The sequence below is a fragment of the Nocardiopsis metallicus genome (assembly GCF_014201115.1).
In the GTDB taxonomy this organism is placed as follows: domain Bacteria; phylum Actinomycetota; class Actinomycetes; order Streptosporangiales; family Streptosporangiaceae; genus Nocardiopsis; species Nocardiopsis metallicus.
In genome coordinates this window covers 5,598,225-5,621,869 of record NZ_JACHDO010000001.1, presented here as the reverse complement: position 1 = coordinate 5,621,869, position 23,645 = coordinate 5,598,225, and the positions used below count along the sequence as shown (strand labels likewise).

At 70.5% G+C, this 23,645-nt stretch carries 19 protein-coding genes and 1 rRNA gene; 10 read left to right on the top strand and 10 right to left on the bottom strand.

Features of this window, described 5'->3' with window-relative positions; translation table 11 throughout:
- Positions 1–70: 70 nt before the first annotated feature.
- Entirely contained in the window at positions 71–604 is a 534-nt protein-coding gene (locus HNR07_RS24640; RefSeq protein ID WP_184366997.1) for a YbaK/EbsC family protein, read from the bottom strand.
- 135 nt (positions 605–739) lie between these two features.
- On the opposite strand from HNR07_RS24640, the gene HNR07_RS24635 reads away from it, so the two are divergent.
- Positions 740–2,458: a DUF2207 domain-containing protein gene (locus tag HNR07_RS24635; RefSeq protein WP_184366996.1), complete on the top strand. Its 1,719-nt coding sequence runs from the start codon at positions 740–742 to the stop codon at positions 2,456–2,458.
- 199 nt (positions 2,459–2,657) lie between these two features.
- Positions 2,658–4,463, top strand: a complete 1,806-nt coding sequence (locus tag HNR07_RS24630) for a PASTA domain-containing protein (RefSeq protein ID WP_184366995.1) — start codon at positions 2,658–2,660, stop codon at positions 4,461–4,463.
- Between the two features lie 90 nt (positions 4,464–4,553).
- On the opposite strand, the gene HNR07_RS24625 is transcribed toward HNR07_RS24630, so the two are convergent.
- Entirely contained in the window at positions 4,554–5,396 is an 843-nt protein-coding gene (locus HNR07_RS24625; RefSeq protein ID WP_184366994.1) for an SDR family oxidoreductase, read from the bottom strand.
- Positions 5,397–5,659: 263 nt separating this feature from the next.
- Here HNR07_RS24625 and HNR07_RS24620 point away from each other — a divergent pair, with 263 nt between their 5' ends.
- From HNR07_RS24620 to HNR07_RS24595, 6 genes are read left to right on the top strand one after another with little or no spacing between them, the layout of a single operon-like run.
- Positions 5,660–6,835: a substrate-binding domain-containing protein gene (locus tag HNR07_RS24620; protein ID WP_184366993.1), complete on the top strand. Its 1,176-nt coding sequence runs from the start codon at positions 5,660–5,662 to the stop codon at positions 6,833–6,835.
- 2 nt (positions 6,836–6,837) lie between these two features.
- On the top strand, positions 6,838–7,641 hold the full coding sequence (locus HNR07_RS24615) for an ABC transporter ATP-binding protein (protein ID WP_376769942.1): 804 nt from the start codon (positions 6,838–6,840) through the stop codon (positions 7,639–7,641).
- Complete coding sequence (locus tag HNR07_RS24610; RefSeq protein WP_184366992.1) at positions 7,638–8,462, top strand: ABC transporter ATP-binding protein; 825 nt, start codon at positions 7,638–7,640, stop codon at positions 8,460–8,462. Before HNR07_RS24615 ends, HNR07_RS24610 begins: the two co-directional genes overlap by 4 nt.
- Positions 8,459–9,358: a branched-chain amino acid ABC transporter permease gene (locus tag HNR07_RS24605; RefSeq protein ID WP_184366991.1), complete on the top strand. Its 900-nt coding sequence runs from the start codon at positions 8,459–8,461 to the stop codon at positions 9,356–9,358. The genes HNR07_RS24610 and HNR07_RS24605 overlap by 4 nt, the downstream gene beginning before the upstream one ends.
- A complete protein-coding gene (locus HNR07_RS24600; RefSeq protein ID WP_184366990.1) occupies positions 9,358–10,524 on the top strand; it encodes a branched-chain amino acid ABC transporter permease in 1,167 nt (388 codons plus the stop codon). The genes HNR07_RS24605 and HNR07_RS24600 overlap by 1 nt, the downstream gene beginning before the upstream one ends.
- On the top strand, positions 10,521–11,426 hold the full coding sequence (locus HNR07_RS24595; protein WP_184366989.1) for an alpha/beta hydrolase: 906 nt from the start codon (positions 10,521–10,523) through the stop codon (positions 11,424–11,426). Before HNR07_RS24600 ends, HNR07_RS24595 begins: the two co-directional genes overlap by 4 nt.
- On the opposite strand, the gene HNR07_RS24590 is transcribed toward HNR07_RS24595, so the two are convergent.
- A complete protein-coding gene (locus HNR07_RS24590; protein ID WP_184366988.1) occupies positions 11,352–13,352 on the bottom strand; it encodes a helix-turn-helix domain-containing protein in 2,001 nt (666 codons plus the stop codon). The genes HNR07_RS24595 and HNR07_RS24590 overlap by 75 nt on opposite strands.
- Positions 13,337–14,194 carry a 3-hydroxybutyrate dehydrogenase gene (locus HNR07_RS24585; RefSeq protein WP_184366987.1) on the bottom strand — a complete coding sequence of 286 codons (858 nt, stop codon included), beginning with the start codon at positions 14,192–14,194 and terminating at the stop codon, positions 13,337–13,339. Before HNR07_RS24585 ends, HNR07_RS24590 begins: the two co-directional genes overlap by 16 nt.
- Positions 14,195–14,429: 235 nt before the next feature.
- On the opposite strand from HNR07_RS24585, the gene HNR07_RS24580 reads away from it, so the two are divergent.
- Entirely contained in the window at positions 14,430–15,704 is a 1,275-nt protein-coding gene (locus HNR07_RS24580) for an extracellular catalytic domain type 1 short-chain-length polyhydroxyalkanoate depolymerase (protein ID WP_184366986.1), read from the top strand.
- On the opposite strand, the gene HNR07_RS24575 is transcribed toward HNR07_RS24580, so the two are convergent.
- The 6 genes from HNR07_RS24575 to HNR07_RS24550 form a co-directional block, all read right to left on the bottom strand.
- Positions 15,701–15,931, bottom strand: coding sequence for a hypothetical protein (locus HNR07_RS24575; RefSeq protein WP_184366985.1), 231 nt, complete (start codon positions 15,929–15,931; stop codon positions 15,701–15,703). The genes HNR07_RS24580 and HNR07_RS24575 overlap by 4 nt on opposite strands.
- Before the next feature lie 148 nt (positions 15,932–16,079).
- Positions 16,080–16,565 (bottom strand): MarR family winged helix-turn-helix transcriptional regulator, encoded by a 486-nt coding sequence (locus HNR07_RS24570; RefSeq protein ID WP_184366984.1) that lies wholly within the window; start codon positions 16,563–16,565, stop codon positions 16,080–16,082.
- A 188-nt stretch (positions 16,566–16,753) separates the two neighbouring features.
- Positions 16,754–18,427 carry an AMP-binding protein gene (locus HNR07_RS24565; protein WP_184366983.1) on the bottom strand — a complete coding sequence of 558 codons (1,674 nt, stop codon included), beginning with the start codon at positions 18,425–18,427 and terminating at the stop codon, positions 16,754–16,756.
- Between the two features lie 238 nt (positions 18,428–18,665).
- On the bottom strand, positions 18,666–19,337 hold the full coding sequence (locus HNR07_RS24560) for a hypothetical protein (protein ID WP_184366982.1): 672 nt from the start codon (positions 19,335–19,337) through the stop codon (positions 18,666–18,668).
- Positions 19,338–19,542: 205 nt separating this feature from the next.
- Entirely contained in the window at positions 19,543–20,046 is a 504-nt protein-coding gene (locus HNR07_RS24555) for a DUF6114 domain-containing protein (protein WP_312893969.1), read from the bottom strand.
- Positions 20,037–20,699, bottom strand: coding sequence for a DUF6230 family protein (locus HNR07_RS24550; RefSeq protein ID WP_184366981.1), 663 nt, complete (start codon positions 20,697–20,699; stop codon positions 20,037–20,039). Before HNR07_RS24550 ends, HNR07_RS24555 begins: the two co-directional genes overlap by 10 nt.
- Before the next feature lie 1,217 nt (positions 20,700–21,916).
- On the opposite strand from HNR07_RS24550, the gene HNR07_RS24545 reads away from it, so the two are divergent.
- Positions 21,917–23,449, top strand: a 16S ribosomal RNA gene (locus HNR07_RS24545).
- Positions 23,450–23,645 lie beyond the last annotated feature (196 nt).

Here is a 23,645-nt window from a genome sequence, read left to right as displayed (position 1 = left end):
CCCTATCCACACGTGTATTTGTCGACAAATCGACTCAGGCGTCACTCGCCCAACCTGAGCCCGTCCCGTCCTAACCGGCCAGCGGCCTGGTCAGAGACAACACCTCAGCGCCCGGCAGCTCGGCCAGAAGCGGCCCCGGGACCCGCAGCTTGGAGCGGCGCAGGCCGCTGCCCACCACCACCCACGGGGTGTCGTACACCCGCTTGTCCACCAGGACCGGCCAGCCCTTCGGCACTCCGAACGGCGTGATGCCGCCGTACTCCATGCCGGTCAGTCCGGTCGCCTCGTCCATCGGCGCGAACGACGCCTTGCGCGCGCCAAGGTGCTTGCGCAGCACCCCGTTGACGTCCGCCCGGTCGGTGGCCAGCACCACGCACGCCGCGTACGTCGCCTCACCGCCGCGCTTGGCGGACAGCACCACGCAGTTCGCGCTGGTTTCCAGCGTCAGCCCGTAGGCCTCGCAGAACTCCGCCGTGTCCGCGAGCTCGGGGTCGATCGCGGCGGCCCGCACCGAGCCGTCGAAGGGGGCGATCGCCGCACGCACCGGGTCGGCCGTCAGTTCCGGGTGGTCGTGTGCCGCCACCCACTCGATCCGCTCCGCCATGCCCGCTCCCCGTTCCCGTACATATCCACGTTCCCGCTTCCGTGCGCCACCATGATGCCTCAAGCCGGGGAAACGGCCGCATCCGGACAGTCCGCCCCTCACATATACCGGCCGGTACCTCGTAGGGTTCGCGGTATGCGCCAGACAACCCCGGGTGGAGGGTTGGTCGGCGCGGCAGTCCTGGTCAGCGCGCTGGTCACGGTACCTGTCACGCTACTGGCCCCACCCGCACACGCCAGTGACTCCGAAGACCAGTCGGCCCGTCTCAACGAGAGCGTCACCGCCTATCACACCACCGCCGAGGTCCACCCGGACGGGACCGTGGACGTGGTCGAGGCGATCACCTACGACTTCGACACCAACACCAGCCCCGGCATCTACCGGAGCATCCCGGTGACCCTGGACAAGGGCCTGTTCCGGGAACGGGTCGTCGAGATCCGGGACCTGGAGGTGTCCAGCCCGACCGGGGCCGAGACCCGGCTGGACTCCGCCGGGATGGAGGGCGACGAGTACGTCGTCCTCGTCGGCCTGGAGGGCCTGGAGGACACCCACGTCACGGGAGAGCACACCTACGAGCTCTCCTACACGCTGGAGGGCGCCCTGCTGGCCCTGGACGACCACGACGAGTTCTACTGGGACTTCGTCGGTCCCGACTGGGACGTCCCCAAGGAGGACGTGTCGGTACAGGTCACCGCGCCGCGGATCATCGACGTCTCCTGCTACCAGGGCGCCGAGCACGGCAACAGCCCCTGCGAGCAAGCTGAGTACTCGGGCGAGATCGCGCGGGCCGGGCAGTCCCGGCTGGCGGCGACCGACGGCATGACCGTCGCCGTCTCCATGGCCAAGGGCGCGGTAGACACCTCCGCCTCCTCGCACGAGACCCGACGCATGTGGACCATCGGGCTGACCGTCCCCGTCCTCGCGCTCCTCCTGCTGGGCGCGGTGGCCCTCATGGCGGTCTACCGGAAGCGCACCGACGCCGCGGCCCGTGCCGGCTTCGACCGTATCCCGCCCGGCCTGGGCCCGGCCGCCGCGCACACCATGCGCAGTTCGGCCGGCACGCTTGGTCCCGAGGACCTCATGATCATGCTGGTCCAGTTGGAGGAGCGCGGGCTGATCGCCTCGCAGCCGCACCCGGGCACCCCGGGCGACTGGGTCTTCCACCTCCGCGTGCACCCGAACGACCCGCGCCTGACCCCGGCCGAGCAGGTCCTGGTCCGCGACCTGTTCGCGGGCGCGCCCAGCACGGACCTGCAGATGATGACCACCTCCCTGACCCCGTCGGTGGCACAGGCCGTCAACAAGCGGTTGTACGAGGAGAAGCGCGCGCTGAACCTGTGCCCCACCTCGGGGACCTACCTGTTCGGCCGGGTGTTGCTGCCCCTCCTGTGCGTGATCGCGGGCGTCATCGTCCTCTTCGCCGGCGACTCCTTCCCGGCCCGGGGCGCCGTCTATGTCGCGTTCCTGCTGTTCGGCTACGCCGTGGCTTCGGGTGTGCTCCTGGGGATGGGGCCCTACAACGCCAATGGCCGCCGGGTGCGCGCGCTGCTGGAGGACTCACGCGAGGACTCCGTCCGCGGCGGCCCGCTCTCGGTGATCGGATCGCCCTCCTGGGAGCTGGCGGTCGGCCTGCCCAGCCAGGTACAGGACCGGCTGGCCTACGACTACCAGATGCGCACGCACCAGCCGCGCCCCTACTTCTACGACCCCGTCTACCGACGGCGCTGGGACCAGGACTGCGGGCGCAGGATGCAACCGCAGTCCTCCGGTGGCGGCGGGTTCTCCTCCGGCGGTGGCTCCGGCGGAGGTTCCGTCGGCGGTGGCGGCGGCGGAGGGGGCGGCGGCAGCCGCTGATCGGCCGCCCTCCCGACTGCCCCTCCCCGCGCTCCCGGTCCCCTCGGGGTTCCGGGCGGGGTCTGCGGTGCTGGGGTATGGGGCCTCACCGAACAGGGACCGGGAATCGTCGCAAGTCGTCTCTACCGAGGAGCTCACTGTCCGCATCTGGCCTGATAGAGGGGCCTATGCGGGGGTTGGTCGCCGTACAATCCGACACATGGATTCCCCCAGTCCCGCCCCCTCCCCCGGCACCACGCTGCACGGGCGCGTCCTCCTCGGAGAACGCGTCGACGGCGACGGCTCGGTGTCCGTGTACAGCGGCCACGACACGGTGACGGACATGCCCGTCACGGTCACCCTCCTGGAACCGGAGCTGGCCGCCGACCCCGCTGTCGCGCACGCCTTCCTGGGCCGGGCCCAGACCCTGGCCGCCCTCGACGCACCCAACCTCGTGCGGGTGCTGGGCGACGGGCGGGACGGCGGCCACGTGTACATGGTCACCGAACCGGCCCCGGGCAAGACCCTCAGCGAGGTGCTCGGCGGTGGTGAGCAGGGGCAGCGTTACAGCCCGCACCTGGCGCTGTCGATCGTGGCCGACGTCCTGGCGACGCTGCGGGAGGCGCACGGCGTGGGTCTGGTTCACGGCCGCCTCACCCCGGACGACGTGGTCATGGACGACGACGGAGGGGTGACGGTCACCGGTTTCGGGCTGGTCGGGGTCGAGGAGCTGACCCCGCGCACGGACGTGCACGCCGTCGGGGCGCTGCTGCACAGCCTGATGACGGGCTTGCTCCGGGCCGAGGACGGTGAGCCGCTGCGGCCGTCGTCCGTGGTGCCCGGCCTGCCACCGGACCTGGACATGCTGGTCGCCAACGCCACCGAACCCAACCCGCGCTACCGCCCGCGCGACGCCGGCCAGTACCTGACCCTGGTCGAACAGGTCCTGAGGTCGCTGCCCAAGCCGTCAGAGGAGGGCGACGCCACCCAGCCGATCCCGGTGGTGGGGGCGCAGACCGCGCAAGGCGCCGGGCACGGCTCCGCCGGCCCAGGCCGGGACACCAAGGCGGCCCCGCCCCTGTGGCGGCGCGTCCCCGTCCTGGTCACCGCCGGCGTCCTGGTCCTGGCACTCCTCGCCGCCGGGTGGACCCTGGCCCCCGAGGACGCGGTCGAACTCCCCGACCTCACCGGGTTCTCCCCGGAGATGGCGGAGGTGGAACTGGCCGCCCTGGAGCTCGACCTCTCCTTCGACTACGCGGACACCTACAGCGACGACATCGAACCCGGTGAGGTGGCCTCGACCGATCCCGCCGCGGGCACGGAGCTGGCGGGTGGGGAATCGATCCTGCTCTCGTTGTCCGTCGGCCCTCAGCACGCCGAGGTCCCGGACGTGGTCGGCGGCACCGAGAACGACGCCCGCAACCTCCTGCGGGAGGCCGGGTTCACTGACGTCGAGGTGGTGCAGGAGCACTCCGCCGACCAGATCCCGGGCACCGTGCTCTCCTCCGCACCGGAGGCGGGCGAGACCGGCGACCGCGACGAGGCGGTGACCCTGCATGTCAGTGAGGGCGTCATCGTGCCCAGCCTCATCGGGATGGGGCAGACGGAGGCCGCCGAGGCCCTCGTCGGACTCGGCCTGTCCGTCTCCGTGGCGGAGGCCGCCCACGACACCGTCCCCGAGGGCGAGGTCAGCGGCCAGGCCCCCGAACCCGGCGCGATCCTGCCCGAGGAGGGCACGGTCACGATCACCGTCTCCACCGGCCCCGAGGAAGTCGAGGAGGAACAGGAGGAGGACGCACCCGGCGGGGACTCCGAGGGCTCCGAGGGCTCTGGAGACGGCGGAGTCCAGGAGGAAGCCCCGGGCGCCGCCTGCTCCGGCCAGGCCTGGAGCCCCCGCACGGTCTACGACGAGGGCGACCAGGTCCACTACGAGGGCCGCGTCTACGAGGCCCGCTGGTGGATCCAGGGGATGCCGCCGAACGCGGGCGGCGAATGGGGCCCCTGGTCCGATCAGGGCCCCTGCTGACCCGCCCTCGTCCCCGTGATCTTGTCTACCAGTAGCGATTTCGGCGGGGGTGGTTTCCAGTATCCGTTGCAACGAACCCGATCCAGGGGGTCATCCTTCGGGCTGGAAGGCCGCGCGGTGGTCGCGGGCCCACTCCCGGAAGGTCAGGGCCGGGCGGCCGAGCACTCGGGCGACGTCTCCGGAGACCTCTTCGGGGACGTCGATGTTCTCGCTCCAGTGGGTGATGATCTGGTCGGCGAAGTCCGCGCCGACCGCCTCGGTGAGTTCGTCCCGGGCCTCGTCCAGCGGCTGCTCCTGCCAGCGGGCCGGGACGCCGACCTCCTCGCCGATCACCCGCACCTGGTCGGCCTGGCCGATCACCTCGGGCCCGGTGACCACGTAGGCGCGGCCCGAGTGCCCCCCGTCCACCAGCGCCCGGACCGCCATCTCGGCCACGTCCCGTTCGTGCACCAGCGAGCGTGCCGCCCCGCCGAAGGGCGCGCGCACCACACCCCGGCGCACCTGATCAGCCCAGGCCAGCGTGTTCACGGCGAGGCCGCTCACCCGGAGGAAGGTCCACTCGGGGACCGCGCCCCGCACGGCACGCTCCACCCCGCCCCACACTCCGCCGCTTCCCTCGGCGGCTCCAGTGGCGGACAGGTAGACCACCCGGCCCACGTGCTCGCCCAGCGCCGCGGCCACCTCGGCCGCCCCCTCGGCGGCCTCGTCGGTTCCGGGCCACACCAGGTACGCGGCGGCCGCGCCCTTCGCGGCGGCGGCCACGGCCGCGGGGTCGGTGACGTCACCCCGGACCGCCTCCGCCCCCGCGGGCAGAGCGGCCCGTGCGGGGTCCCGGGTCAGAGCCCGCACGGGGAAACCCTCCGCGAGCAGCCCCGCCACCACGTGTCGTCCGGTGTTGCCGGTGGCCCCGGTGACCAGAATCGGCTGTGTCATCGTCACTCCCCCGTCGGGTTCTGTTCCTGTCTTCACAGCCAACTCCCTCAACCAATGTTGAGGTCAATCCCCGGCTCCGCTGCATGCCCCGAACCGCTGGCCGTGGGGTGCCGGGACACCGATTCGCGACTGAATGTATGCCCCGGCTACATGTGAATCAGGTCACTCCGGTTCTACCTTCGGGTTGGCGCCCCCTCCACCCCCCATCCCCCGAGCACGGGCGGTTGTGCCCCAGCAGAGGCGGGTGCCGACTGGAGGAAGAAATGCGCAAGACCCCCCTGGCCGCGGGAACCCTCGCGGTCGCGCTCGCCACGACCGCCTGCGGAACCCCCGGCGAGGCCGCCGGAGGTGACGGCGAAGGCCCGATCAAGGCCGGCATCGTCTACTCCGCCACCGGCCCCCTGGCCACCTACGGAGAGCAGTACCGGCAGGGCTTCGAGGCCGGGCTGGACCACGCCACCGGCGGCTCCCTGGAGATCGACGGCCGCCCCGTCGAGGTCACCTACATGGACGACGCGGGCGAGCCCAGCAACGCCGTCTCGGCCACCCGCGAACTCATCGGCGACGGCCACCAGATCATCGCCGGCTCCACCGCCTCCGGGATCGCCGTCCAGGTCGCCCCGCTCGCCGAGCAGAACGACGTCCTGTTCATCTCCGGCTCGGCCGCCACCGACGCCATCACCGGTATCAACGGCCACACCTTCCGCTCCGGCCGCCAGACCTACCAGGACATCCTCACCGCGAGCACGTTCATGGACGACCCCGACGGCTCCGACGTGGTCGTCCTGGCCCAGCAGAACGCCTTCGGCCAGGACAACGTCGACGCCGTCACCGAGGTCCTGGGCGACCGCGGCGCCAACGTGGACAGCGTCCTCGCCCCGCCCGACACCACCGACCTCACCCCCTTCGCGGAACAGGTCAACCGGGCCGACGCCGACCTCGTCTTCGTCGCCTGGGCGGGCGAGACCGCCTCCGCCATGTGGCAGGCCCTGGACCAGCAGGGCATCCTCGACTCCACCGAAGTCGTCACCGGGCTGGACATCAAGCCCTCCTACCCGATCTTCGGCGCCGCGGGCGATCGCATCTCCTTCCTCTCCCACTACTTCGACGGCGCCGCCGACACCGACGAGGCCCTGGCCATGAAGGAACGGGTCGAGGCCGAAGGCGGCGTGGTCGACCTGTTCACCCCCGACGGGTTCACCGCCGCGCAGATGGCGGTGCACGCCGCCGGGGCCGGTGACCAGACCGCCGACCGGATCGACGCCCTCAGCGGCTGGACCTTCGACGGGGTCAAGGGCGAACTGCACATCCGGGCCGAGGACCACGCCCTCATCCAGCCGATGTACCAGGTCGAACTGGTCGGCGAGGGCGACGGCGCCCACCCCGAACTCGTCGCGGAGGTCCCCGCCGCCGACGTCGAGCCCTCGGTCACGGAGTAGTCGTGCACACAGACACCACCCCCGGGATCACACCCGCCCCGGCCGCACCCGAACCCGGACCCCCTCCGGTCCTCGCCCTGGCCGGCCTCAGCTGGTTCGTGGGCGGCGCCGTCATCGTCGACGCCATCGACATGGCCGTCGCCGAAGGCGAGTTCGTCGCGCTCATCGGCCCCAACGGAGCAGGAAAGACCTCCCTGTTCAACCTCGTGTCCGGACTGACCAGACCCACCGCCGGTACCGTCTCCCTGGCCGGGACCGACGTCACCCGGTTCGCTCCCTACCGCCGCGCCCGGCTCGGCATGGGCCGCACCTTCCAGACCTCCAGCGTCTTCGCCGACCTCACCGTCGGCGCCAACGCCGGCCTGGCCGTGCAGGCCCGCACCGGGGAGTCCCGCCGCTTCTGGCGCCTGGCCGCCCCCGACGGCGGGGCCGAGGCCACCCGGGTCCTGGACCTGGTCCGGCTCTCCCACCGCGCGGACGTCCTCGCCGGGGACCTCTCCCACGGTGACAAACGCAAGCTCGAACTCGCACTCCTGCTCGCCCGCGGCCCCCGGCTCATCCTCCTGGACGAGCCGATGGCCGGGGTGAGCGCCGGGGAGGTCGGCGAACTCACCACCGTCATCCAGGACGTGCACCGCGAACAGGGCTGCACGGTCCTCATGGTCGAACACCACATGGAGGTGCTCCTCGACATGGCCGACCGCCTGGCCGTCATGCACCACGGCGCGCTCCTGGCCCTCACCGACCCGGAGTCGGCGATGGCCGACCCCGACGTGCAGGCCGCCTACCTCGGGGACGGCGCGTGAGCGCGGGCGAGCCGCTGCTGGAGGCGGCCGACCTGCACGTGTGGATCGAGGGTTCGCACATCCTCCAGGGGGTGTCCTTCACGGTGCCGGGCCGCGGCGTGACCGCCCTGCTGGGCCGCAACGGCGTCGGCAAGACCACCACCGTCAAGGCCCTGCTCGGGCTGGTGCCGCGCAGCGGTCGGGTGGCCTTCGACGGAGTGGACATCACCGCGCACCCCACGCACGCCATCGTCACCAGGGGCATCGGCTACGTGCCCGAGGAACGCGGGATCTTCGCCGCCCTCACCGTCGCCGAAAACCTGCGTATCGCCGAACGCCGCCCCGGGGCGTATCCGACGGGCAGCGCCCACCGGACACGCCCCGGCGGGCCCCGCTACGAACTCGTCCACGACCTCTTCCCCGAACTGCGCAAACGCGCCCGTCAGCCGGCCGGAACCCTCTCCGGCGGACAGCAGCAGATGCTGGCCATCGGCCGGGCGCTGCTCAACGACAACCGGCTCCTCATCGTCGACGAACCCACCAAGGGACTGGCGCCCCGGATCGTCCGCGAGGTCGCCGACGCCGTCGCCACCGCCGCCGAGCGCGTGCCGGTCCTGCTCGTGGAGCAGAACCTCGCCCTCGTTCGCCGGGTGGCCGACCAGGCGGTGGTGATCGACGCGGGCCGGGTCACGCACACCGGCCCCGCCGACGCACTCCTCGACGACGCCGACCGCGTCCGCGAACTCCTCGGGGTGGCCCGGGTGGCCACCGAGGAGCCAGATGCCGAAACCGGGCCCCCACCCCACGACAGACAGGACGGCAGGCAGGTGGACACCGCGTGAGTACCGTCGTTCTCCTCATCATCACCGGGCTCGGCCTGGGCGCCCTGTACTTCCTCATCGCCTCCGGCCTGTCCCTCATCTTCGGGCTGATGGACGTCCTCAACTTCGCCCACGGCGCCTTCCTGGCCATCGGCGCCTACGGCACCTGGTGGGCGGCCAACCATCTGCCCGGAGCCGGACCGGCCGGGGCGGGCTTCCTCCTGGCGGTGGTCTTCGGCGTGGCCGCCGGAACCCTGGCCGCCGTCCTGGTCGAGCTGTGCGTCATCCGTCCCCTGTACGGCAAGCACCGCGAGCAGATCCTGGCCACGGTCGGCCTGAGCTTGGCCGTCCCCGCGCTCATCCAGGCGATCTGGGGCGCGGACCCGCTCACCTTTCCCCGCCCGGAACTCGTCTCGGGCACCCTGCCCCTCCTCGGCGTCAACGTCCCCAAGGACCGCTACCTGCTCATCCTCGCCGCGGTCGCCGTGTTCGTCGCGCTGTGGCTGTTCAACTCCCGCACCCGCTACGGGCTGATCGTCCGCGCCGGGGTGCAGGACCGAGCCATGGTCACCGCCCTGGGCATCGACGTACGCAAGTCGTTCACGCTCGTGTTCGCGATCGGCGGGGCGGCCGCCGCGCTGGCCGGGGCGCTGGGCGGCCTCTACTTCGGCGTGGTCACCCCCACCCAGGGGATGTCGCTGCTGATCTTCGCGTTCATCGTGGTCGTGATCGGCGGGACCACCTCGCTCACCGGCTGCGCGATCGCGTCGGTGACGGTCGGCCTCATCCAGCAGTTCGCCAACTACTACACGGTCGCCGGGTTGGGCGACATCGCCGTGGTCGCCGTCCTCGCCGCGGTCCTGCTCACCAGACAGGGCGGTCTGACCTCGAAGAAGTCCGCGGAGAGGGTGGCATGATGACCGACACCGAACTGGCCGCGCGCACCGCGCCCGGCGCCCCCGGCAGCTCCGGCGGCACCGGAACCCCGGTCGTCCCCGACGTGCGCAAGCGCCGCTCCCTCCCCTGGTGGGCGGTGCCCGCCGCGGCCCTGGCGGTACTGCTGTCCCTGCCCTTCTCCACCCTGCGCGTCCCCGGGGTGTTCGAGCACGCCCTCAACAGCCCCTCGACCCTGCACCTGCTCGCACTGTGCCTGGTCTTCGGCGGCCTGGCCACCAGCTACGACCTCCTCTACGGGCGGGTGGGGCTGCTGTCCTTCGGGCACGCCCTCTACTTCGCCTGCGGCGCCTACGCGGCGGCGCTCCTGATGTCCGTGCTGGAACTGCCCCTGGTGTGGGCGGCCCTGGTCTCGGTGGTCGGCGGAACCCTGCTCGCCCTGATCCTCGGCGCGGTGTCGCTGCGGGTCAACGGAATCGCGCTGGCCATGGTCACGCTCGCCTTCGCCGAGGCCGGCTCCATCCTCATCTCCCGCGACCCCGGCCGCTGGACCGGCGGCGAGGAGGGGCGCTCGCTCGACACCGCGGCGATCCCGGACGCCTTCATCGGCGTGGTCAACACCGTCAACCTCTACTGGGTCGCGGTCGGCTACCTCGTCATCGTCCTGGCCGTGGTGTGGTGGCTGGCCGCCTCCCCGGTGGGCCGGGTCTGGCAGGGCATCCGCGCCAACGAGCAGCGCGTGGCCGTGCTGGGCGTCAACCCCTACCCCTACAAGCTGGCGGCGTTCACCGTCGGCGGCGGTCTGGCCTCCCTCGGCGGGGTCGCCTACCTGCTGATCAACGGCGGGGTCACGCCCGGCATCACCACCGCGGAGTTCACCCTCACCCTCCTGGTGATGGTGGCCCTGGGCGGTGCGGGCACCCGCTGGGGACCCTTCCTCGGCGCCGCCCTGTACACCTACGCCGAGCACCGGCTCCTCCAGCTGGGCGGTGCCTTCGACGCCCTGCCCGCCTGGATCGCCGCCCCCCTCTCCCAGCCCCTGTTCATCCTGGGCGTGCTCTTCGTCCTGATGGTGTTCTTCTTCCCCGGCGGCCTGGTGGCCCTGCCGGGCCGGATCGGAGCCGCGGTCAGGGACCGGCGCGCCGAACGCACCAGAGCCGACAACACAGGAAAGGCGGACCCCTCGTGAGCCGACCCTCCCGTACCGGCGGGGACGGGCACAGCACCGCCCCCGTCGCCGGGGGCGACTTGGCCGTCACGTCCTGGGGCACGGGCCCCGGGACGCCGGTCCTGGCCGTTCACGGCATCACCGCCAACGGACTCTCCTTCGCCCGCACCGCCGCCGAGCTCGCCGAGCGCGGCGGCCCGCCGCTGATCGCCCCGGACCTGCGCGGTCGGGGCCGCAGCGGCACCCTGCCCGGCCCCCACGGGCTGGCCGCCCACACAGACGACCTCGTCGCCGTACTCGACAGCCGCGGGGTACGGCGCACGGTGGTCGTCGGCCACTCCATGGGCGCCTTCGTGGCGAGCCTCCTGGCCGCCCGCCACCCCGACCGCGTGGCCGGGCTGGTCCTGGTCGACGGCGGGGTCGGCCTGCCCGTCCCACCGGACACCGACATCGACACCGTCCTCGGCCCGGCCATGACCCGGCTACGCATGACCTTCGAGAACCCCGACGCCTACCGCGCGTTCTGGCGGGACCACCCCGCCTTCAAGGGCCGCTGGAACCGCTGGGTGGACGACTACGTGCTGCGCGACCTGGTCGGTGCCCGGCCGCGGCTGCGCTCGGCCTGCGCCGAGGAGGCGGTCCGGGTGGACGGCGCGCAGGTGCTCGCCGACGCCGAGACGCTGGGCGCGATCCACCGGCTTCCCTGTCCCGCCCGCCTGCTGTGGGCCGCGCGCGGGCTCATGGACGAGAGCCCCGGCCTGTACACACCCGAACGCCTCGCCGGGCTGCCCGAGCGCGTGCGCACCCTCGAACTCCCCGACGACAACCACTACACCCCGCTTTTCTCCTCAACCGCCGCCCTGGTCGCCGAGCAGGTCCACGCCCTTGTCGAGCAGACCGTGCAGGTGGAGGGCGAGCTGTAGTTCCAGCGCGCGGTCGGGGTGCTGCCAGTCGGCCCCGATCAGCTGACCGATCCGTTCCAGGCGCTGCGCCACCGTGTTCACGTGGATGTGCAGGTCGTCCTTGGCGCGGGACAGGTTGCCCCCGGCCGCGAAGTAGGCGCGCAGCGTCTCCACCAGCAGGGTGCCCCGCTTGGCGTCGTACTCCAGCAGCGGCCCCAGGGAGGCGGTCACGAACCCTGGCACGTCGCGGTTCTGGCTCAGTAGCAGCCCGGAGAAACCGAGGTCGTCGGTGGTGGCGGAGTCCCCCTCCCGGCCCAGGGCCCGCAGCGTCTGCAGGCACCGCGCCGCCTCTGTGAACGAGTCCCGGAAGGTCTCCGGGCCCCGGGTCGGCCCGGCCAGACCGGCGGTCACCGGCCCGTTGGCGGCTGCCGCGAGTTCCGCCGTCACCTGGCGCCCCGCCTCCGAGGGGTCCGAACCGGGCAGGGCCAGCACCAGCCGACCGCCCCGGGTGGCCACCAGCCCCCCGGTGGTCTCGGCCGCGAAGGCCGCGGCCGAACGCAACCGCTGCGGGTCCGCCCCGGGAGCCTCGGCCACCACCAGCACGTGCGGGGTGTCCAGGTCGGCGTGGAGCAGGGCCGCCCGTTGACGCAGCGATACCGGATCGCGCGCGGGCACTTCCAGGAGTTCGTTGAGCAGGTCGCCGCGCACCCGGTGCTCGGTCTCGCTCACCGAACGGCGGATGAGCAGCAGCAGGGCGGTCACCATCGCGGCCCGCTCCAGGACCCGCTGGTCGGTGCTGTCCAGCTCCACCCCGCGCAGTACGAGGGTGCCCAGCGGCTCGGCGCCCGCCGCGGCCGCGGCCACCCAGGCCCCGCCCACGGCAACCGCCCGGCCGCTGGCCAGGGAGGAGCGCGCCGCCTCGGCGAGTTCTTCGTCCCCCTCCGTCAGGGGGTCCCCGCCGGGCGCGGGCTCGCCCGCCCCGCCGTCGGGCACGGCGGTCAGCGACACGTCCGAGGTGCGGTCGTGGATGCGCACCGCGCCGCCCAGCACCTCGGCCACCGCCGCCGCGACCTCCCGCACCCCGCCCCCGCCGAGCACGAGGTCGGTGAACCGGTCGTGCGCGGCCGCCGACCGCTCCACCGAGGCGGTGTGCCGTTGCAGGCGCTCGTTGACGGTGTGCAGCTCGTCCAGGGCCCTGCGGGTGTCGTCGATGAGGTTGGCGTTGTCGATCGCGATCGCCGCGTGCGTGGCCAGCGACGACAGCAGAGCCACCTCCGAGTGCGCGAAGGGGCGCTCCCGCCGGTTGGCCGCGAACAGCACCCCCACCCCGCGCCCGTTCATCTTCAGCGGCACGCCCAGGATGGCCACCAGTCCCTCCTCGCGCACCGCGTGGTCGATGTTCTCGGCGTGCTCGAAGCGCGGGTCCGTGAAGTAGTTGGCGGTCACGTACGGCAGCGACGTGCTCGCCACCAGCCCGCCCAGCCCTTTGCCGTGCGCCAGCCGCACCCGTTGGAAGGTGGCGGAGACCGACCCCGACGTCACCCGCATGTAGGTGTCGCCCGCCTCCGGGTCGCTCAGCGTCAGATAGGCGACGTCCGTCCCCAGCAGGTGCCGGGCCCGCTCCACGATCGCCCGCAGCACCTGGTCCAGGCTGCGCATCCCGGCCAGGTCGTTGGCGGTCTCGAACAGCGCGCTCAGCTCCGACTCGCGCCGCTGCCGGTCCCGCAGCACCGTTCGCACCCGAAGCGCGGCCAGCTTGGCGTTCTCCAGGGCCGCGACCGTCGTGCCGTCCGCACCGCCGGAGCGCGCGCGAAGCACCGGCCGCTCGTACTCCACGGCCGGCGCGTCGCGCAGCAGCAGTTCCAGGAAGAGCGCCTGCTGCTCGGCCCCCGACCTCTCGGGGGAGGTGTCCTGGGGGTCAGGGGTGGTGTTCAGCTCGAACTCCAAGCTCCGTCGATGGGCAGGGACGCCCCGTTGACGAACGAGGCGTCGTCGGAGCACAGGTAGGCGACCATCTCGGCGACCTCGTACGGTTCGATCAACCGCTTCACCGGGCTGCGGGCCAGCAGCACCTCCGACACCACCTGCTCCTCGGGGATGCCGTGCGCCTCGGCCTGGTCCGCGATCTGCCGCTCCACCAGAGCGGTCCGCACGTAGCCGGGGTTCACGCAGTTGGAGGTCACCCCGTGCGGCGCGCCCTCCAGCGCGACCACCTTCGAGAAGCCCTCCAGCCCGTGCTTGGCCGCCACGTACGCCGACTTGTAGGCGGAGGCGCGCAGCCCGTGCACCGAGGAGATGTTGACGACCCGGCCCCACCCCCGCTCGTACATGTGCGGCAGGGCCCCGCGCACCACGCGGAACGGTGATTCGACCATGAGTCGAAGGATGAGGGAGAAACGCTCCGGAGGGAAGTCCTGCACGGGGGAGACCGTCTGCACCCCGGCGTTGTTCACCACGATGTCCGCGCCCCGGGCCGCCGCCTCGGCCGCGTCCAGGTCGGTCAGGTCTAGCTGGACCGCCTCGCCCACACCCTGTTCGGCGAGTTCGGCGAGGGCGGGTCCGTCGATGTCGGCCAGCCGGACGTCGGCCCCGGCGGCGGACAGGCGCAGCGCGCACGCCCGGCCGATCCCGCCGGCCGCCCCGGTCACCAGCGCGGTCCTTCCGGTCAGGTCGACCCGCGTGGTGTGCGGGGGCGGGGCGGGGTCGACCCGGCCGGAGGGCGCGGAGTCGTCGGCGGGGGAACCGGGGGCCTGCCGCGCGGTGTCCGGCAGGAACTCGTGCGTCGTCATGCCAGAAAACTAGGCCGGGCCCGCATCCCGGGGGATAGGGCATGGGAACACACCCCCGGCGGCGCACATGTGGCCCTCGCCCATGCGGGGAAAGGCGACTGTGGACTTCCCACGGGCCAGGGGTAGGTGACCAGAGTCCCTCCTACATGGTGCGCGGGCCACTTCGACTCTAGGCTTCGGGGCACCGGTTCGGCCGAACCTCCCCCCGCTCACCGTCCGATCCCGGAGCCGCACCATGCACTCCCCCACTCACTCCCCAGCCCTGAGACCCCTGCCCGTACTTCTCGTCCTGGCCGCCGTCCTGCTGCTGACCGCGGCCGCCCTGGTCGTCGCCGCGCCGCGCGCCTCGGCCGCCGAACTCGCCCCGGTGCCCTCCTTCGGCGCCGACCCCGGCAACCTCGCCATGTACGAGTACGTACCCGACGCCCTCCCCGCGGGTGCTCCCCTGGTCGTGCTCCTGCACGGCTGCGCCCAGGACGCCGCCGCCTACCACCGGCACTCCGGCTGGGCCGAACAGGCCGAGGAGTCCGGCCTCGCCCTCGTCTACGCCGAACAGAGCAGAGCCAACAACGCCACCGGCTGCTTCAACTGGTTCGAGTCCGGCGACGTGGCCCGGGGCTCCGGGGAGGCGCAGTCGGTGGCCTCGATGGTGCGGCACGCCGTCGCTGAACACGGCCTGGACGCCGACCGGGTGTACGTCTCGGGTCTGTCCGCGGGAGGCGCCATGGCCGCCGAACTCCTCGCCGCCTACCCCGACCTCTTCGCGGGCGGCAGTATCGTCGCGGGCATCCCGGTCGGCTGCGCCACCAGCATGGTCGACGCCTTCATCTGCATGAACCCCGGCAAGACCCAGACACCCGAGCAGTGGGGCGACCGGGTCCGCGCCAAACTCCCCGACGGCGCCGGCCTGCCCCGGGTGGCGGTCTGGCACGGCACGTCGGACACCACGGTGGCCCCGGCCAACGGCGACGCCAGCACGGCCCAGTGGGTGAACGCGTGGGATCTGCCCACCACCCCCGACAGCACGGTGAGCCTGCCCGGCTCCACCACGGCCGAGTACTACGGTGGCGGCGCGGGCGACGCGGCGGTCGCGTACTTCTCCGTCTCCGGAATGGGCCACGGCACCCCCGTCGACCCGCCCGCGGGCTGCGGAACGGCGGGCGCCTACTTCCTCGACACCGTCTGCTCCACCGGCTACACCGCCCAGTTCTGGGGCATCGGGGGCCCTGCCGGCGGAGAGCCCACCGACCCGCCCACGGAGGAACCGACCGACCCGCCCACGGAGGAGCCCACGGACCCGCCGACGGAGGAGCCCACGGACCCGCCCGCCGGTGAGTGCGTGACCGCCAGCAACTACGCGCACGTCAGCGACGGACGCGCCGAACACCGGGTCGGAAACGCCTACGCTCTGGGCTCCGACGACCTGCTCGGACTCTGGAACGTCGCGGTCACGACCTCGGTGACCGAGACCGTACCGGGCTACTGGGAGCTCACCCCGGGCGGCTGCTAGGGCGCTCCGTCGCGGGCCAGGTCGCCGAAGTGCGCGGTCGCGGCGCCCAGGGCGAAGTGCGCGGCCTGATGCTCGGTCATCGGGATGATCCCGGCCGGCACCTGAACCCGGAAGGGGAACTCGTCGTCCGGACGGATCCGGAAGTCGTCGATCACCCCCTGGGACAGCAGGAGGGTCAGGGCCTCGCGGACGTGGCCGTTGCGGTTGTCTGACGCCCATATCGACATGTGACCACGGTAACCCGAAGAACCCCGGAAAAGCCGGTGCGGGCGGGCTTTCCAGCCCGCCCGCACGGTTTCCCCTCCCCTGGTCCCGGGGCGGGCACGACCCCCGTGGTGCCCCTCCTCCGAACGGCGCCCACGCGGTGGGGTCGCCCTAGGTCTCCTCGCTGACGCGGGCCTCGCCCGCCAGCACGTGGGAGGTCAGCCGCCGCAACGCGAGTCTGGTGGCCTCGAACTCCTCCTCAGGGAGGTCGATGACCCGCCCGATGGCCTCCGGGATGCCCCGGGTGCGCGCTCGCAGCGCGGCCCCCTCCTCGGTGGTGGTCACCAGCACCGAGCGTTCGTCGGCGGGGTCGCGGTCCCGTCGCAGGAGGCCGTTGGTCTCCAGGCGTTTGAGCAGCGGGGTGAGCGTGCCGTAGTCGAGCTGCAGCACCGCACCGATCTCCTTGACCGCGCACTCCCCGCGTTCCCACAGGAGCATCATCACGAGATACTGCGGGTAGGTCAGGCCGAGCGGGTCCAGCAGCGGGCGGTAGAGGTTCGTGACGGCACGCGAGGCCGCGTACAGCGCGAAGCACATCTGCTCGTCGACTGCCGGAAGTTCGAAGTCGCCCACGGGGGCGGGGGGTCGCTCGGGCATCAGTCATCATCGTAGTAACCACGCACCCGATGTCAAAGCCCACAATTACCTTGCGCACGAGTGAAAAATGGACAACGGGGACAGAGGGTTGCAGGCGAGTACACGACGACGCCGACGCGCTGCGGCACCGGCGTCGTCACGCGAACATCGAGGTTCGTGGCGGCTGGCCGCGGAAGCGGGCCGCGCCGCTACTCCTGCTTCGGCAGACTGCTCGGCAGCCGCCGCTTGACCACCTTCCCGGTGGCGTTGCGCGGCAGCTCCCCCAGCACCACCACGTCACGCGGCACCGAGAACCGGCCCAGCACCTCGCGCACGTGCATCCGGAGCTCGTTCGGGTCCACTGAGGAACCCTCATACGGCACCACGTAGGCCGCGAACCGCTGCCCGAACTCCTCGTCCGGGACACCGGTCACCACCACCTCCCGCACCGCGGGCATCGTCACGATCGCCTCCTCCACCGGACGGGGGAAGACGTTCTCACCACCCGAGACGATCATGTCGTCGTCCCGTCCGGCCACGTGCAGCAACCCGTGCGCGTCGACGTAACCCCGGTCGCCGGTCTCCATCAGCCCGTCGGCCATCCGCTTGGTGTTGCCGTTGGTGTAGCCGTCGAAGAGCATCTCGTTGCCGACGTGGATCGCGCCCTTGCTCCCCCGCGCTACCTCCTCGCCCCGGTCGTCGAGCACCGCGATCCGGGTCCCCAGCGGCGGCCGCCCCGCGGTGGTCGGTGCCAACCGCAGGTCCTGCGGGGTCGCGATGGTCGCCCATGACACCTCCGTCGACCCGTAGAGGTTGTAGACCACGTCCCCGAACGCGTCCATGAAGTCGCTGATCAGCTGCGGGCTCATCGCCGAACCGCTGCACGCCACGATCCGCAGCGACGAGGTGTCGTACCGGTCCCGTGTCTCCCGGGGCAGGTCCATGATCCGCCGCAGCATCACCGGCACCGCGAACAGCGCCGTACACCGCTGCTCCTGGATCGTCCGCAGCGCGTCCTCCGGCTCGAACAGCCTGCGCATGACCAGGGTCGCCCGCATCGACATCCCCAGCTGCAGCCCGGCCAGCCCCCAGGTGTGGAAGACCGGCGCCGACACCAGGATTCGATCCTTGGAGTTCAACGGGATCCGGGACAGCACCGAGGCCGCGTCCTGCGGCCCCTTCGGCGTGGGACGGCGAGCGCCCTTCGGTGTACCCGTCGTCCCCGAGGTCAGCACGATCAGTTTCCCCGGCCGCTCCGGCGGCTCCGGATCCGCCTCCGCGGAGTCCTTCGCCTCGGTCGGGATCCGGGGCCCCGGAACACTCGGCTCGCCCCACGCCGTCACCCGGGGGATCTCCGGCGGCAGCTCCTTGTACAGCTCCTCGAACTCGGCGTCCGCGATGAGCAGCGACACCTCGTTCCGCCTCACCACGTCCAGCAGCTGACCGGCCGCCAGCCCGGTGTTCAGCAGCACCGTGTCCGCGCCCAGCCGGCCACAGGCGACGGCTGCCTGAACCATCCCGCCGTGGTTGCGGCACAGCAGCCCCACCCGGGACCCCTGCCGCACACCCATGCGGTGCAGTTCGCGGGCGAGCTGGCGTCCGAGCAGGTTCATCTCGCCGAAGGTCGTGCTCCCGGCCTCGTCGACCACCGAAACCTGGTCGGGCACACGCTCACCGGCGGCGGCGTACCCGCCCGCGATGGTCGCGCCCCATGTCCTCAACGCCCGCAACTGACGGACGATCTTGTCCGGGCGGGCGGGAGAGAGCACCCCGGCTCTCACCAGGACCCGCACCACCCTGAGGGTGTGGCGCAGCTTGGACGGAGCGGGCGCGTTCGAGGACGGGCCGGACGGCGTGGGCGGGCTGCTGGCTTGGGACGCCATGGGGTCTCCGGGGTTCTACGGGTCCGGGCGAAGCGGTCCGCGCCCTCCGGGGAGCCTTCGCCTCGTGACTCCACGGAGTACTGCGACCGTAGGCGAGGCGGACACGGAGTTTCTTCTTCACCGGGTGAGTGACTACCCGCGCGTAGTTGTCACCCGGGAGAGTGACGGGGGCCGGGCCAACACGGTCGGGCGCGCTGGCCCCGCCCCCTCTCAGCGGTCAGGAACAGGGGTCAGCGGTTCAGCCGCTCACCGTGATCGGAGCGGCGGGGTCGTCCGCGTTGGTCACCGCGTAGGTGGCGCTGAACCCGGCCTCGTTCGTGTTCGGGCAGCCGAAACCGCCCTCCACCGAGACCGGTGTCGTGGTGTCGAAGGCCAGCGAGGACACGGGATCGCCGTTGGTCCACTCGCCCTCGATCGGCGCGTCGCCATCAGGGCTGACCGTCGCGGTGCAGGTGGCCAACCCGGACGTGCTCACCACGATCCCCGCGGCCGGGACCAGCATGGTCGCGACGGAGGGGGACCCGTGCCGCATCGTCATCTGCCACACGGGGTCGTTCACGGTGACGGTCGCGTTCACGAGGAAGACGTTGGTCGTGCAGTCGGTGAAGTCCGGGGCGTTGATGGGACCGCCGACGGCGCCGTCGGGGTTGTGGTTGTCGGGGGCTTCGGGGACCAGGTTGTTGCCGTCCCCCGGGGCGCTGGTCGACACGTCGCAGGTGATCGTGACGTCTCCGGCGGTGAAGACGGCCGAGCCGACGAGCTCGGCGGAGAAGGCGGCCCCGGCGGGCTCGACCGTGGTCGGGCCCTGCTGGGCAGCCAGGGCGGTGCCGCCCCAGGCCAGGACGAGCGTTCCGGCCGCGGCGACGGCGAGGAAGGAGCGGTTGCGGGATCTCGGTCGCGGAACCGACATGGGTACTCCTTGGTTTTTGCGGCTTGTGCGTGGCGGCCGGGCGGCACGCGAAGCGGACGCCCGGCGCAACGGGGGTTGGGTACGCGCCGACGTAGGTAGACGTCACTTGCCTGACAGGGAACCGGGGCCACGCGGGCGGGGTAGGAGCTCCCGCACGCCCCGGCCGATCAGTCGATCGCCCGGTGGAACCGACCCGATGTGCGAGTCAGCCCTCGGACCGTGCGACCGGAGGCAGGGGCTCGGTCCTGTCCGTCTGGTCCGTGCTTTCAGCCATGCCTTCCTCCGTGCCCCGCTCCTGTTCCTGCGCCCGCCTGCGGCGCCGACCCCTCCGTTCGCGCGGGGGCCGGGCGACCGGCCGCCAGGCGAAGGCGAGCCCGCCTCCGGCCAGGGCCAGCAGGGTTCCGATCACGAGACCGCCGAGGTTGGACAGGATCAGCGCGCCCAGCGCGATGAACCCGGCGAAGCTGCCGGTGATCATGTGCTGGTTCGGGGTGAACCAGGTGACCAGCCCGAGGACGACCAGCATTCCGCTGAACACGAGCGTGGACACCGCACCGACACCGAGGTAGACCATCATCTGGACCGGTATCTGGGTGATCAGGACCATCTCGATCCCCGCGAGGATCATCAGCAGGCCCCCCAGGAAGGGGCGCCGCTTGCGCCACCGCCCCCACCCGGCCCACAGGTTCCGGGTTCCTCTCAGAAGCACTCGTCGTCCCCGAGGGAGATACCGAGGCTCAGGTTGTGCAGTTTGAAGGTTCCTGCGGAGGCCGCCCGTGCGGTCTGCTCCAGGTCCTGCACATAGATGGTGTCGGACTGCATGCCGAACAGATCGGTGTAGCCGCGCCCCGAACCGAACCCGTCCGGTCCCTTGTCCAGGGTGGAGGCGTCCCGGCCGATCTCCATGTTGGTGAACTGGGCGTTGCCGTCCATCTGCTCCATGTCGATGACCAGGTCTGAGGCCTGGACCGGGGTACCGGCGTCACCGGCGGTCAGCATCAGCGAAACCGGGCCGACCAGGGGGAACTCGGTGGTCAGCACCGACTGGCACAGGCCGTGGATCTCGGCCTCGCTGATGCCGGCGGTCGCCGTGGGAACCGGTTCATTGCGGACGGTCGCGTTGATCCAGCCGAACTGGCTGAAGCCCTCGCCGTACATCTCGTCGGCGGAGATCTTGAACTGCTGACCGGAGATGCTGAAGGAGGCGGCGAGAGCCCCGCTGGCCATCGCCACCAGGATGCCGCCGATGGCGGCTCCAGCCGGGACGGAGAAGAGCGCGAAGCGCTTCCAGCTGGTGTGGCTCTCCGGTGTCTCCGTGGCGTCGGTGGAGCCGTCGAGCACGTCGGGGGATGTGGTGTCCATGCGTGTCCTTCCAGGGTGCATGGCCGCGCTGCGCCTGCCGTCCCCCCGAACATCCGGCACGCGGCCTGGTCTGATTCCTCCCCGCGTACGGGGCGGCACCGGAGCAGAACCTGTTCCGGTAACGCTGCACATCATGTATCGGGCCCAGCTTAATTACAAGGGTGTTTCCAGAACTTTCCCGCCTTTCCCATCAATGATCTTGAAGCAGATTCTGGCGCCCCTGACGTGCGGTGATGTTAATGGGAGAAGGTTGTTCCGAATTGGTTGCGGGTTGAGGAAGCGTGTCATCCGGAAAGGCGTGAATTTTTGTCAACGAGGTGAGGAATCGGGCAGTGCGGATTCGTCATCGCGGTGAGTGGTAGTGACGGCTGGGGTCGGAGAGGCGGGAACGGGGGCAGGGAACGGGGGCGGTCGGGGACGGGAGGATTGGCCGGGGTCGTGGCCGACAGGAGGGGCGCGGGGAGACCAGAGACGGACGCGCGTTTCCGCGCGCACGCCCGCGCGCGGAAGGGCGGAGAGAGCGAGCGCGTGGGGACGTTCTCGCGGGACGGGGGTCCGGGCGCTGCGGAGGGGGAGAGCGGCGGTGACCGGTGACACAGGAGTTCCGGTTTGCTTGGGCTGGGGGCGGCGGGTAATGTTCTCCAGGTCGCCGCGGAACGGTGAGCGGCCCGCGAGGGTCGACTCGGAACCGGGTCGCGATCACAGACACCCTCTTCCAAGCGAGATGGTCCGAGCACACACTCGGAGCATGTAGGCTCGGGGAGTTGCTTCGAACAGGCCAGCGGAAACAACGCGGTGAAAACACCGCCGAGGAAACGCTAGGCTGGGAAAGGCACAACGGGCTTTACCCCGATTAGGAACAACACAAACCGCCGATTTGGCGGGGCGCGGAACACCTGATAAAGTAAAGACACAACACAGCGTATCTGCCGCTCACGCGGTGGACCGGACGCGAAAGCGGCCGAAACGCAGAAAGCCTTCCGCGGAAGAGCAGACGGAACCAGCTGGTTCCGGCGCTTGTACGGGAAGAGTGATTGTTTCTTGAGAACTCAACAGCGCGTGTTTGATTTTCTTTAAGCCATGTTTGTTTTGGCCCCGACGCACTTCGGTGCGTAGGGTTCCTTTGATTGGTCATCGCGAGATGATCGGTCAGGATTTCTTCTAGGTTTACTCACCCCAGGCTGACCCTCGCGGTCGCCGGGATGGGTTGTTTGACCTTTATGGAGAGTTTGATCCTGGCTCAGGACGAACGCTGGCGGCGTGCTTAACACATGCAAGTCGAGCGGTAAGGCCCTTCGGGGTACACGAGCGGCGAACGGGTGAGTAACACGTGAGCAACCTGCCCCTGACTCCGGGATAAGCGGTGGAAACGCCGTCTAATACCGGATATGACCTGTCACCTCATGGTGGCGGGTGGAAAGTTTTGTCGGTCAGGGATGGGCTCGCGGCCTATCAGCTTGTTGGTGGGGTAACGGCCTACCAAGGCGATTACGGGTAGCCGGCCTGAGAGGGCGACCGGCCACACTGGGACTGAGACACGGCCCAGACTCCTGCGGGAGGCAGCAGTGGGGAATATTGCACAATGGGCGAAAGCCTGATGCAGCGACGCCGCGTGGGGGATGACGGCCTTCGGGTTGTAAACCTCTTTTACCACCAACGCAGGCTCCACGTTTTCGTGGGGTTGACGGTAGGTGGGGAATAAGGACCGGCTAACTACGTGCCAGCAGCCGCGGTAATACGTAGGGTCCGAGCGTTGTCCGGAATTATTGGGCGTAAAGAGCTCGTAGGCGGCGTGTCGCGTCTGCTGTGAAAGACCGGGGCTTAACTCCGGTTCTGCAGTGGATACGGGCATGCTAGAGGTAGGTAGGGGAAACTGGAATTCCTGGTGTAGCGGTGAAATGCGCAGATATCAGGAGGAACACCGGTGGCGAAGGCGGGTTTCTGGGCCTTACCTGACGCTGAGGAGCGAAAGCATGGGGAGCGAACAGGATTAGATACCCTGGTAGTCCATGCCGTAAACGTTGGGCGCTAGGTGTGGGGACTTTCCACGGTTTCCGCGCCGTAGCTAACGCATTAAGCGCCCCGCCTGGGGAGTACGGCCGCAAGGCTAAAACTCAAAGGAATTGACGGGGGCCCGCACAAGCGGCGGAGCATGTTGCTTAATTCGACGCAACGCGAAGAACCTTACCAAGGTTTGACATCACCCGTGGACCTGTAGAGATACAGGGTCATTTAGTTGGTGGGTGACAGGTGGTGCATGGCTGTCGTCAGCTCGTGTCGTGAGATGTTGGGTTAAGTCCCGCAACGAGCGCAACCCTTGTTCTATGTTGCCAGCACGTTATGGTGGGGACTCATAGGAGACTGCCGGGGTCAACTCGGAGGAAGGTGGGGACGACGTCAAGTCATCATGCCCCTTATGTCTTGGGCTGCAAACATGCTACAATGGCCGGTACAATGGGCGTGCGATACCGTAAGGTGGAGCGAATCCCTTAAAGCCGGTCTCAGTTCGGATTGGGGTCTGCAACTCGACCCCATGAAGGTGGAGTCGCTAGTAATCGCGGATCAGCAACGCCGCGGTGAATACGTTCCCGGGCCTTGTACACACCGCCCGTCACGTCATGAAAGTCGGCAACACCCGAAACTTGTGGCCTAACCCTTCGGGGAGGGAATGAGTGAAGGTGGGGCTGGCGATTGGGACGAAGTCGTAACAAGGTAGCCGTACCGGAAGGTGCGGCTGGATCACCTCCTTTCTAAGGAGTCTTTTGAAGGCCAACGCTTCCTATTGTTGGTCGGACTCGAAAGTGGACCTGAGCGTCCGGGCCTTGAGGGTCTGGTGCGACTCGGGAGTGGCTGAAGTGAAATCGGACTTGAACCCCTGGCGACTAGAAGCGTCGGGGGGCGCGCTGTTGGGTATCTGAGGAAGCAATCCCGGCCATCGGCTCCTTT

Bases quoted from the DNA above. Each gene is read 5' to 3' on its own strand.
- HNR07_RS24550 (WP_184366981.1), bottom strand. From the start codon at position 20,699: ATGGACACCACATCCCCCGACGTGCTCGACGGCTCCACCGACGCCACG.
- HNR07_RS24640 (WP_184366997.1), bottom strand. From the start codon at position 604: ATGGCGGAGCGGATCGAGTGGGTGGCGGCACACGACCACCCGGAACTG.
- HNR07_RS24625 (WP_184366994.1), bottom strand. From the start codon at position 5,396: ATGACACAGCCGATTCTGGTCACCGGGGCCACCGGCAACACCGGACGA.
- HNR07_RS24620 (WP_184366993.1), top strand. From the start codon at position 5,660: ATGCGCAAGACCCCCCTGGCCGCGGGAACCCTCGCGGTCGCGCTCGCC.
- HNR07_RS24560 (WP_184366982.1), bottom strand. From the start codon at position 19,337: ATGTCGGTTCCGCGACCGAGATCCCGCAACCGCTCCTTCCTCGCCGTC.
- HNR07_RS24600 (WP_184366990.1), top strand. From the start codon at position 9,358: ATGACCGACACCGAACTGGCCGCGCGCACCGCGCCCGGCGCCCCCGGC.
- HNR07_RS24635 (WP_184366996.1), top strand. From the start codon at position 740: ATGCGCCAGACAACCCCGGGTGGAGGGTTGGTCGGCGCGGCAGTCCTG.
- HNR07_RS24575 (WP_184366985.1), bottom strand. From the start codon at position 15,931: ATGTCGATATGGGCGTCAGACAACCGCAACGGCCACGTCCGCGAGGCC.
- HNR07_RS24585 (WP_184366987.1), bottom strand. From the start codon at position 14,194: ATGACGACGCACGAGTTCCTGCCGGACACCGCGCGGCAGGCCCCCGGT.
- HNR07_RS24630 (WP_184366995.1), top strand. From the start codon at position 2,658: ATGGATTCCCCCAGTCCCGCCCCCTCCCCCGGCACCACGCTGCACGGG.
- HNR07_RS24565 (WP_184366983.1), bottom strand. From the start codon at position 18,427: ATGGCGTCCCAAGCCAGCAGCCCGCCCACGCCGTCCGGCCCGTCCTCG.
- HNR07_RS24580 (WP_184366986.1), top strand. From the start codon at position 14,430: ATGCACTCCCCCACTCACTCCCCAGCCCTGAGACCCCTGCCCGTACTT.
- HNR07_RS24570 (WP_184366984.1), bottom strand. From the start codon at position 16,565: ATGCCCGAGCGACCCCCCGCCCCCGTGGGCGACTTCGAACTTCCGGCA.